The 10,658-nt window shown below is 41.2% G+C and carries 8 protein-coding genes and 2 rRNA genes (1 of these 10 cut by a window edge); 7 read left to right on the plus strand and 3 right to left on the minus strand.

Annotated elements, in window-relative coordinates; translation table 11 throughout:
• Positions 1 to 10 precede the first annotated feature (10 nt).
• From rpoZ to FHG08_RS02450, 4 genes are all read left to right on the plus strand, one after another.
• Entirely contained in the window at positions 11 to 286 is a 276-nt protein-coding gene (rpoZ, locus tag FHG08_RS02435; RefSeq protein WP_008108220.1) for a DNA-directed RNA polymerase subunit omega, read from the plus strand.
• A gap of 127 nt (positions 287 to 413) precedes the next feature.
• Positions 414 to 2,519: a bifunctional GTP diphosphokinase/guanosine-3',5'-bis pyrophosphate 3'-pyrophosphohydrolase gene (gene spoT, locus FHG08_RS02440; protein WP_109875868.1), complete on the plus strand. Its 2,106-nt coding sequence runs from the start codon at positions 414 to 416 to the stop codon at positions 2,517 to 2,519.
• Between the two features lie 12 nt (positions 2,520 to 2,531).
• Positions 2,532 to 2,924: a RidA family protein gene (locus FHG08_RS02445; protein WP_010392969.1), complete on the plus strand. Its 393-nt coding sequence runs from the start codon at positions 2,532 to 2,534 to the stop codon at positions 2,922 to 2,924.
• Between the two features lie 147 nt (positions 2,925 to 3,071).
• Positions 3,072 to 4,676: a DUF342 domain-containing protein gene (locus FHG08_RS02450; RefSeq protein WP_178956710.1), complete on the plus strand. Its 1,605-nt coding sequence runs from the start codon at positions 3,072 to 3,074 to the stop codon at positions 4,674 to 4,676.
• Positions 4,677 to 4,710: 34 nt separating this feature from the next.
• Here the strand turns inward: FHG08_RS02450 and asnA are convergent, their stop codons facing one another.
• A complete protein-coding gene (gene asnA / locus FHG08_RS02455) occupies positions 4,711 to 5,706 on the minus strand; it encodes an aspartate--ammonia ligase (RefSeq protein WP_178956711.1) in 996 nt (331 codons plus the stop codon).
• A gap of 185 nt (positions 5,707 to 5,891) precedes the next feature.
• Here asnA and asnC point away from each other — a divergent pair, with 185 nt between their 5' ends.
• Genes asnC through recG form a run of 3 tightly spaced genes read left to right on the plus strand, consistent with a single transcriptional unit; the run spans position 5,892 to position 9,217 of the window.
• Complete coding sequence (gene asnC / locus FHG08_RS02460) at positions 5,892 to 6,350, plus strand: transcriptional regulator AsnC (protein ID WP_138606304.1); 459 nt, start codon at positions 5,892 to 5,894, stop codon at positions 6,348 to 6,350.
• Positions 6,351 to 6,391: 41 nt separating this feature from the next.
• Positions 6,392 to 7,078 carry a tRNA (guanosine(18)-2'-O)-methyltransferase TrmH gene (gene trmH / locus FHG08_RS02465; RefSeq protein ID WP_138606303.1) on the plus strand — a complete coding sequence of 229 codons (687 nt, stop codon included), beginning with the start codon at positions 6,392 to 6,394 and terminating at the stop codon, positions 7,076 to 7,078.
• Between the two features lie 57 nt (positions 7,079 to 7,135).
• Entirely contained in the window at positions 7,136 to 9,217 is a 2,082-nt protein-coding gene (gene recG / locus FHG08_RS02470) for an ATP-dependent DNA helicase RecG (protein WP_178956712.1), read from the plus strand.
• Positions 9,218 to 9,568: 351 nt separating this feature from the next.
• On the opposite strand, the gene rrf is transcribed toward recG, so the two are convergent.
• A 5S ribosomal RNA gene (gene rrf, locus FHG08_RS02475) occupies positions 9,569 to 9,683 on the minus strand.
• A gap of 137 nt (positions 9,684 to 9,820) precedes the next feature.
• Positions 9,821 to 10,658 (minus strand): 23S ribosomal RNA (locus tag FHG08_RS02480); it runs 2,047 nt beyond the window's last position.

The raw sequence follows: 10,658 nt of genomic DNA on the forward strand, positions 1-10,658 counted from the left end.
GAGTGCTAAGATGGCTCGCGTAACAGTTGAAGATGCAGTAGATGCAATTGGTAATCGTTTTGACTTAATTTTAGTTGCGGCCCGTCGTGCCCGCCAAATTGCTGTTGGTGGTAAAGATCCACTAGTAGATCCTGAGAACGATAAGCCGACAGTTGTTGCTTTACGTGAAATCGAACTTGGTTTAGTTGATAATTCTTCAATGGATGTTATTGACCGTGAAGAACAACAACATCAAGAAGCGGCAGAACTAGCTGCTGTTGCTGCCATTGTTGGTGGCAACCAATAATCAACCGCCCGGTCTGATTTAGCTAACGGCATAGTTTTTCAACTATAGCCGTTGGCAATCCTTTGTTTTCATCGTATATTCGTAACTTATCCTAACTTATTTGCTTCACGAGAACATTGGAGTGTGAATGTATCTTTTTGAAGGTCTTAAAAAGAAAATCTCAAAATACTTGCCAGCAGACGATGTTGAGCTAGTTCAAAAAGCCTACGTGGTAGCCCGAGAGGCTCATGAGGGTCAAACTCGTTCAAGTGGCGAGCCTTACATTACTCACCCCGTTGAAGTCACTCAAATATTAGCAAGCATGCATCTTGACCATGAAACGCTCATGGCAGCACTCATGCATGATGTGATTGAAGATACCGATTTTAGCCAACAAGATTTAGCTGAAATATTTGGTGAAACGGTGGCAGAACTCGTAGAGGGTGTGAGCAAGCTTGATAAATTGAGCTTCAAAGATAAAAAAGAGTTCCAAGCTGAAAACTATCGAAAAATGATTATGGCAATGACCCAAGATATTCGGGTTATTTTAATCAAGCTAGCTGATAGAACACACAACATGCGTACACTAGGCGCACTTCGTCCTGATAAGCGCCGCCGTATTGCTCGTGAAACCCTTGAGATTTATGCACCAATTGCTAATCGCTTAGGTATTCATGATATAAAAAATGAGCTAGAAGATTTAGGTTTTCAAGCACTGTACCCTATGCGTCATCGTGCACTTAAATCGGAAGTGGCTAAAGCGCGTGGTAATCGCAAAGAAGTTATTTCAAATATTCAAACTGAAATTGAAGCTCGCCTTGAAGAATCTGGCATAAAAGCGACCGTATCAGGCCGTGAAAAGCATCTATATAGTATTTATAAAAAAATGCTCAATAAAGAGCTGCTGTTTAACGAAGTCATGGATATTTACGCATTTCGTATTGCAGTAGACTCTATGGATACCTGTTATCGCGTACTTGGTGTAGCTCATAACTTATATAAGCCAATCGAAACCCGTTTTAAAGACTATATTGCTGTACCAAAAACTAATGGTTACCAATCATTACATACTTCTTTAGTTGGCCCGCATGGTATTCCTGTAGAAATTCAAATTCGTACTTTAGATATGGATCACATGGCTGATAAAGGGGTCGCAGCTCACTGGATGTATAAAAAGTCGGGTGACAATGCGGGTCATACTGCACAACAGCGCGCACGCCAATGGATGCAAAGCTTATTGGAATTACAACAAAGTGCAGGTTCCTCGTTTGAATTTGTAGAGAATGTAAAAACAGAGCTATTCCCAGAAGAAATTTATGTCTTTACCCCAGATGGTCGGATTATTGAACTTCCTATGGGTGCAACGGCGGTTGATTTTGCTTATGCCGTTCATACTGATGTAGGTAATACTTGTGTCGGTGCACGTGTGAACCGCAAGCCTTATCCTTTAAGTAAAGCCATTGATACAGGGCAAACAATAGAAATTATTACCAGTTCAGGCGCTCACCCTAACGCAACATGGCTTAACTTTATTGTTACTGGCAAAGCACGCTTGGGCGTACGCAACTACCTTAAAAGTCAACAGCATGAAGAAGCGTTATTACTTGGTCGTCGCTTACTTGACTCAGCGCTAGGGGAAAACAAATTTGATAACCTGCCAGCTGAAAATATTACCCGAGTGCTTGAAGAGCATGAGCTTTCCTCTACCTTAGAACTGCTAGTAGAGATTGGCTCAGGTAACTTAATGAGTATGCTGATTGCTAAACGCTTGTTACAAAACGACAATGATGATTTAAACGACATCGCAAAGCGTGCCAAGGCAACTATTATTGGTACCGAAGGTATGTTGGTTAATTATTCTAAATGTTGTCGTCCTGTACCTGGAGACGCTATTACTGCCCATGTTAGCCAAGGTAAAGGTTTAACCGTTCATCGCCAAGAGTGTAAAAATATTCGTGGTTGGGAAAATGATCGTTCGAAATACCTAGTCGTAAAATGGGATGATAATCCTGAAAAAGAATATATAGCGACTTTAAGAGTAGAAATCATTAACCACCAAGGTGCGCTGGCTAAATTAACCAATGTGGTCGCCACTACGCAGGCCAATATTGTAGAAATAGCTACCGATGAAAAAGAAAGTAATTTATACGTGATAGACTTAGGGATCACAGTTAAAAACCGTATTCATGTCGCCAATATTATGCGCCGCATACGTGTTATGCCCGATGTACAAAAAGTCTATCGTAAAAAATAAAATAGGAACATCATGAATAAAGCATTTATATCAACGGATAAAGCACCTGCAGCAATTGGTACATATAGCCAAGCAGTAAAAGTGGGTACAGCTGTTTATTTATCAGGGCAAATACCACTTGTCCCAGAAACAATGGACGTTATTTCTGAAGACTTTAGTGAGCAAACACATCAAGTATTTAAAAATATCAGTGCGGTTTGTGAGGAAGCTGGCGGTTCTATTCAAGACCTAGTAAAAGTTAATATTTACCTTACTGATCTTTCAAACTTTGCCATTGTGAACGAAGTTATGAGCCAATATTTTAAACAGCCTTACCCTGCGCGTGCAGCTATTGGCGTTCGTGCACTCCCTAAAGGTGTACAAGTAGAAATTGACGGCATTATGGAACTTCCTTCAACAAACTAACCTCTATAAGCTATGAGCGCCGCTCATAGCTTTTATCCCATTCTATAGCTACACTTTGATGAATTCTTGACTCAAAACTAAAATTCTAGCACTCTGTAATCACGTTATTTTATTAAACCTTACTTTTGTAGTAGAAAAGGATAACTTGTGTTTAAGCTTGCTCATAATGGCAATGTATTGCTCGATACGAGTAAATCTGCACCCACCAGTGCTGCTTTTATCATTGAAGCAATTGAACAATCGCCTTACAGCGAGTGTGAAATCGATCATGACGCCATAAATAACTATTTCAGTAGTGCAACACCTGAACGAATCTTAGTCGTTGCAACACGCCACGATGCAACCTTAATCGTTGAAATCAGCGATGATAAAATGCTAGCCACTGGCACGCTCACTCTCGCCAAAGGTGGCGCAACACTCAGTTTTGATGAAGCTAAAAAAGAATTAGTGAAAGCGCATGTTGCTAGAGGTTATAAACAAGCATTTTTAGAGCAGCTTTTACAAAAGCAATTTGAGCTTCCTCCGGGCTCTGTAGTTAGCGGACCACTCGCTAAAGGACGTTTACCTACTGACGGCCAAGATAGTAAATTTAAAGCCATGGTTAAAACCTTAAAGGACCGCCTTAAAGCACCCAAATTAAAAGAAGATGGTAGTGTTGATATGCGTGATTTTGGTAAATTAGCAAGTGTTAAACCGGGTGAATTACTAATCCAGCAGCAACCTGCTACTCCTGGTCAAGAAGGGTTTACCGTGATAGGTGATGTTTTACCAGCCAAACCAGGGCAAGTTCATGCCCTAATTGCAGGTGAGGGTACTGAAATATCAAAAAATAACCCGATGGAATTACTTTCAACTATTGCCGGCGTGCCTGTTGAAATAAATAACGGAATGCGTGTTGACGATATTTTCACTGTTAACGATGTGTCTGTAAAAACAGGCCATATCGACTTTGAAGGTAGTGTTATAGTTAGTAAAAATGTAGAGCCTGGAATGCGGATAAATGCAACAGGTGACATTACCGTTTTTGGTACAGTCGAATCTGGAGAATTAACCGCCGGTGGCGATATACTTGTAAAACAAGGGGTGATTGGCCATCAAAAGCCTGAAGATAAATCACTTTCTTGCAGAATAATTTGCGCAGGTGATGTGCATGCCTCACACTCTCAATATTGCTACATTGAAGCTAACAGCATATTGCTTGACCGCCAAGCCAGCCACAGCTCAATGAAAGCAAAAAATATAATTCAAATTGGTCAATCAGAACTACCTAAAGGAAAGTTATTTGGAGGTGAAATTTTAGATGCCACTAAACTAATTGCCGGAGAAATTGGTAACGAATCAGGGGCTAAAATGGCAATTAATTTAGCCGCTTCAGCTACTCAAATGACCAAAGATATTGATAAATATTTTAGTGAATTAACAGCTGCAAATGAACAGGTTGATAGCTTACAAGCTGCATTAGAAAAAGCAGATTTAATTAAAGATGCTCATAAAAAAAGCGAGCTCATGAATAAGATTGGATCAACTCAGATACATCATAGTCAACAAGCTGAACAACTAGAAAAGCAGATAGCGAGTTTAGAGCAAAAACTAAATACCATGCTCGATGAAGCCATTTTAACCGTAAATACCGTTTTACATTCTGGAGTGGAAATCCATATATTCAACAAGTTACTTAAAACAACTCGTAACTTTCCACCAAGTAATGTTAAGTTAGAAAACAATAAAATAGAAATTGAGTTTAAAACTTAATTATAAGGGGCTGTTAGTAACAGCCCCTTATTCTTTATAGTAAGCCGTCTACACTGTCATAGGTTTGTGCTGGCCACACACCTACCTGCACTTGCCCTATGTGTTGTTTTTGTAATAACAGCATAGCCAAGCGAGACTGACCAATACCACCACCAATTGTTTGAGGAAATTTACTTTCTAACAATGCTTTATGCCAATCAAACTCTAAACGGTCTTCGTCACCGGTAATTCCCAATTGAGCTTGCAAAACTTCAGGACTCACTCGAATTCCCATAGATGATATTTCGAAAGCATCTTCAAGAATTGGATTCCATACTAAAATATCGCCATTTAATCCCATATACTGATCACATGTTGGTGTTGACCAATCGTCGTAATCTGGCGCTCTCACATCATGAATTTTACCATCACTTAATGCTCCGCCAATACCAATTAAAAACACAGCACCATATTCTTGAGCAATCGCTTTCTCACGCTGCTTAGCGCTAAAGTCAGGGTACATTTTACGCAGTTCTTCACTGTGTACAAAAGTAATTTTAGCTGGCAAAAATGCTCTTAAGCCAAAGCTTGCACTAACATATTGTTCAGTGGCTTTAATACCTTGGTAAATCGTTTCAACCGTTTGCTTGAGAGTAGATAGCGAACGTTGCGTACTTTCACAAATAACTTGCTCCCAATCCCATTGATCAACATAAACAGAATGGATTGGGCTTAATGAATCTTCATCAGGTCGCAACGCTTTCATTTGCGTATAAATTCCCTCACCTTGTGAAAAGCCATATTCACCCAAGGTTTTACGCTTCCACTTAGCAAGAGAATGCACCACTTCGTAACGGCTATCTGCAATCGCTTTAATATTCACAGCCACGGCGTTCTCGTGCCCACTTAAGTTATCCTGTGTACCGTCGCCTACTTTAGCTAAAATAGGCGCTTGAACTTCAATTAAGCCCAGTTTTTGTTCTAATTGCTGCGAAAAGAACTGCTTAACTTTACTTATTTGCTGCTGCTGCTGCACATAATGTGAACTCATAATAATTGGCCTCATTCCCAGTTATTGTATTTACTACTTAGCGCACAATCACGCTTCAATGAGGTTATCGTAACAATTAAACTATTTAATTCAATATCCCATAATAAAAATAGCTTTACGATATTAAAACCATTAAAAAAGTGGTATAAAAATAACTAATACCATAATTAAAGACGGTTAAATCTATGGAAAATTATCAAATCGATAATCTTGATAAACAGATTCTGCATGCATTAATGGATAATGCGCGTACACCTTATGCTGAATTAGCAAAACGCTTTAGTGTAAGCGCAGGAACAATTCATGTGCGAATCGAAAAAATGAAACATGCAGAGATCATCACAGGTACTCAACTAACCATTAATACAAAGCAATTAGGTTACGATGTGTGTTGTTTTATTGGTATTAATTTGAACAACGCGCGCGATTATCCGCAAACACTTATAAAATTAGAATCATTAGAGGAAGTGGTCGAAGCATATTACACCACTGGTAATTACAGTATTTTTATTAAAGTAATGACTCGCTCTATCGATCATCTACAAGATGTATTAATCAATAAAATACAGGCAATAGAAGCCATTCAATCAACCGAAACCCTGATCTCATTACAAAACCCGATTAGTCGAACAGTGGTGCCTTAAGGTGAAAAATCTCGTATAATTTGCCGAAAAAGAGGACTCCCATGCAGCAAACTCGTTACCAAAGAATTGAAAATGTACTTTCACGTCGTCAAACCGACCTTACCGTATGCTTAGAAGACGTACACAAACACCATAACTTATCAGCAATTGTTAGAACGGCTGATGCCGTTGGTTGTCATCATGTGCATGCCGTGTGGCCAGAAAAACAAAAGTGGCTAACCAATAATACCTCAGGTGGCAGTAAAAACTGGTTAGACACACATCTTCACAGAAACATAGATGATGCCGTTGCGAGTATGCGTACTCATAATCCTGATGTACAAATTTTAGCGACGCATTTAAGTGAAGATGCTGTCGACTTCAGAGAAATTGATTATACTAAACCGACTGCAATTATTGTCGGCCAAGAAAAAACGGGGATCTCTCCACAAGCCTTAGAGTATGCAGATCAAAACATCATTATTCCAATGCAAGGCATGGTGCAGTCGTTAAATGTATCAGTTGCAGCAGCCCTAATTTTATTTGAGGCGCAGCGTCAACGTGATCTAGCTGGTTTATACAATAGAAATATGCTGAGTGAAGAAATTAAGCACCCAATGTACTTTGAAGGCTGCCACCCAATTATTGCAAGGCAATGCAAACAAAAAAACCTACCTTACCCTGCTCTTGATGAAAACGGCGAAATTGTTGCTGATGAACAGTTTTGGCAGGCGTTAAAACATACTTGATGCATATACAGTGTATCAGTACACTTAACTTACTAAATAATAATAATTGAGCCTACATTGTCTAAACCTAGCTTAAGCCAATACCCAATCACAGAACTTAAAGGCGTTGGTCCTAAAATGGCTGAACGGCTTTTAAAGCTAGGTATTAGTACAGTACAGGACATGCTATTTCATTTGCCGCTTAGGTATGAAGACAGAACCCGTATTTATACAATTAGTGAGTTGACCCCTCATAGCCACGTAACTGTTCAAGCAACCATTGAAACCAGTCAAATAACCTTTGGAAAGCGGCGCATGCTGGTTTGCCAAATAAATGATGGTACAGGTAGGTTAACACTACGATTTTTTAATTTTACCGCAGCACAAAAAAATGCATTTAGCACAGGCAAAATAATTCGTTGCTTTGGCGAAATACGTCGCGGACGTATTGGCTTTGAAATGAGTCATCCTGAATACAGTATTAGCGACACTTTTGAACAACAACCAACATCATCAACACTTACGCCAGTCTATTCAACAACCGAGGGGTTAAAGCAGCTCTCCATTAGGGCGTTGAGTGAACAGGCAATAGAATTACTTCAAAAGTATGCAGTAGAAGAGCTACTTCCCCAACAATGGCAACCATCGCAACTACCGTTAAGTGATGCGTTATTATTACTACACCGCCCCCCTAATGATGTAGATATCATTGCGCTTGAACAAGGGACTCACCCAGCACAGCAGCGACTCGTATTTGAAGAATTACTGGCGCAAAATCTCAGTTTATTAAAAGTAAGAGAACAGGGGCAGCAAGTTAAAGCCGTTGCACTTGAGCCCACTAATTCATTAGAAACACAATTTTTAGCACAATTACCCTTTGCGCCAACCAATGCACAAAGCCGTGTGGTATCAGAAATTAAAGCAGATATGCAACACGCTTACCCTATGATGCGACTTGTCCAAGGGGACGTTGGCTCTGGTAAAACACTAGTCGCAGCACTGAGCGCGTTAACTGCGATAGCAAAAGGCTACCAGGTCGCATTAATGGCGCCAACAGAGATATTGTCAGAGCAACACGGAATCAACTTTTCTAGCTGGTTTGAAAGCCTTGGAATAACGGTTGCTTGGTTAGGTGGTAAAACAAAAGGTAAAGAGCGCGTAAGTACACTTGCAATGATTGCCTCAGGTGAAGCGCAAATGATTATCGGTACCCATGCGTTATTTCAAGATGAAGTAAAATTTAACAATCTTGTACTTATCATTATTGATGAACAACACCGCTTTGGAGTTCATCAACGTTTATCATTGCGTGAAAAAGGCCGTTTTGGTGATTGTTATCCACATCAGCTAGTAATGACAGCAACTCCTATACCACGTACGCTGGCGATGACTGCCTATGCAGACTTAGAAACCTCAGTGATTGACGAATTACCACCTGGGCGGACTCCTATCACTACAGTTGCGATTCCTGATACTCGTCGAGATGACATTATTAGTCGCGTAAAACTTGCCTGTAACGAACAAGGTCGACAGGTTTACTGGGTATGTACACTAATAGACGAGTCTGAAGTACTACAATGCCAAGCAGCGGAAGACAGTGCATTACAGCTAAAAGAAGCATTACCTGAGCTTGCTATTGGCTTAGTCCATGGGCGAATGAAAGCTACGGAAAAGCAAGCCATTATGAGCGACTTTAAAGCGGGTAAAATTCATGTACTTGTGGCAACAACCGTGATCGAAGTTGGGGTTGATGTGCCTAATGCGAGTTTGATTATTATCGAAAACCCTGAGCGCCTAGGTTTAGCACAGCTTCACCAACTACGTGGCCGCGTAGGCCGTGGAGCTACGGCATCTCACTGCGTGCTTTTATACCATGCACCGCTTTCACATACCGCACAGAAACGGTTAGGAGTACTGCGCGATAGTAACGACGGATTTGTTATCGCAGAACGTGATTTAGAAATACGCGGCCCAGGTGAAGTTCTTGGGACCAAACAAACCGGCTTAGCAGAATTTAAAATTGCAGACTTAACTAGAGATAAGCAAGCCTTAAATCAAGTTAGACCCATAGCACAACAGATGTTGAAGCAATATCCTCAGTATGTAGACCCTCTCATTCAACGCTGGTTAGGCAACAAGTCAAATTACGCACAAGCTTAGTAACTTATTCGCATAAAGCCACATATTAATTTTCCCAACTAGTTATTCCCTTATACCGTAACTTCATGCCCATAAACTTACACCTATGTTTTCACTCTCCTACAGACGTAAAAAAGCCCAACTCTTTCGAATCGGGCTTTCTTGTATTTGGAGTCGAGCGACAATGCCCTAGAATGTCGTAGTGTCCACAGCGATGGAAAGCCACATAAAAAATGGGATACTATCATTGTGTCGGGAGTCGCTTCGCTCGCCCAACCTACGCGATAGGTGCTGGGTGAATGTGCGCATTTTGCTTTCCTTCAAACAGCAAAAAAACCGTCACATTTCTGTAACGGGTTTCTCTTATTTGGAGCCTGGTAATGACCTACTTTCACATAACAAATGCTACACTATCATCGGCGCTGTTTCGTTTCACTACTGAGTTCGGCATGGGGTCAGGTGGGTCCAAAACGCTATTGTCACCAAGCAAATTTGGTGTAAGTTCGATTTAATCGAGCTTACTAAAATTTGGAATTCTGATAATAAAATGTCTTCAGTAATCTACTTTAGTTATATTAACTTCTTCGCTTGTTTCACTATCACATAAAACGCGTTTGGCGTTGTATGGTTAAGCCTCACGGGTAATTAGTACAAGTTAGCTTAATGGCTCACACCACTTCCACATCTTGCCTATCAACGTTGTAGTCTTCAACGGCCCTTCAGAGACTTTAAAAGTCTAGTGAGAACTCATCTCGAGGCCTGCTTCGCGCTTAGATGCTTTCAGCGCTTATCAGTTCCGAACGTAGCTACCGGGCAATGCCATTGGCATGACAACCCGAACACCAGCGGTTCGTTCACTCCGGTCCTCTCGTACTAGGAGCAACCCCTCTCAATTCTCAAACGCCCACGGCAGATAGGGACCGAACTGTCTCACGACGTTCTAAACCCAGCTCGCGTACCACTTTAAATGGCGAACAGCCATACCCTTGGGACCGACTTCAGCCCCAGGATGTGATGAGCCGACATCGAGGTGCCAAACACCGCCGTCGATATGAACTCTTGGGCGGTATCAGCCTGTTATCCCCGGAGTACCTTTTATCCGTTGAGCGATGGCCCTTCCATTCAGAACCACCGGATCACTATGACCTACTTTCGTACCTGCTCGACGTGTCTGTCTCGCAGTTAAGCTGGCTTCTACCATTACACTAACCGTACGATGTCCGACCGTACTTAGCCAACCTTCGTGCTCCTCCGTTACTCTTTGGGAGGAGACCGCCCCAGTCAAACTACCCACCAGGCACTGTCCGTAACCCCGATTCAGGGGCCAACGTTAGAACATCAAAACTACAAGGGTGGTATTTCAAGGACGACTCCACAAAAACTAGCGTCTCTGCTTCAAAGTCTCCCACCTATCCTACACATGTAGGTTCAATGTTCAGTGCCAAGCTGTAGTAAAGGTTCA

The sequence above is a fragment of the Pseudoalteromonas sp. Scap03 genome (genome assembly GCF_013393115.1).
Taxonomy (GTDB): domain Bacteria; phylum Pseudomonadota; class Gammaproteobacteria; order Enterobacterales; family Alteromonadaceae; genus Pseudoalteromonas.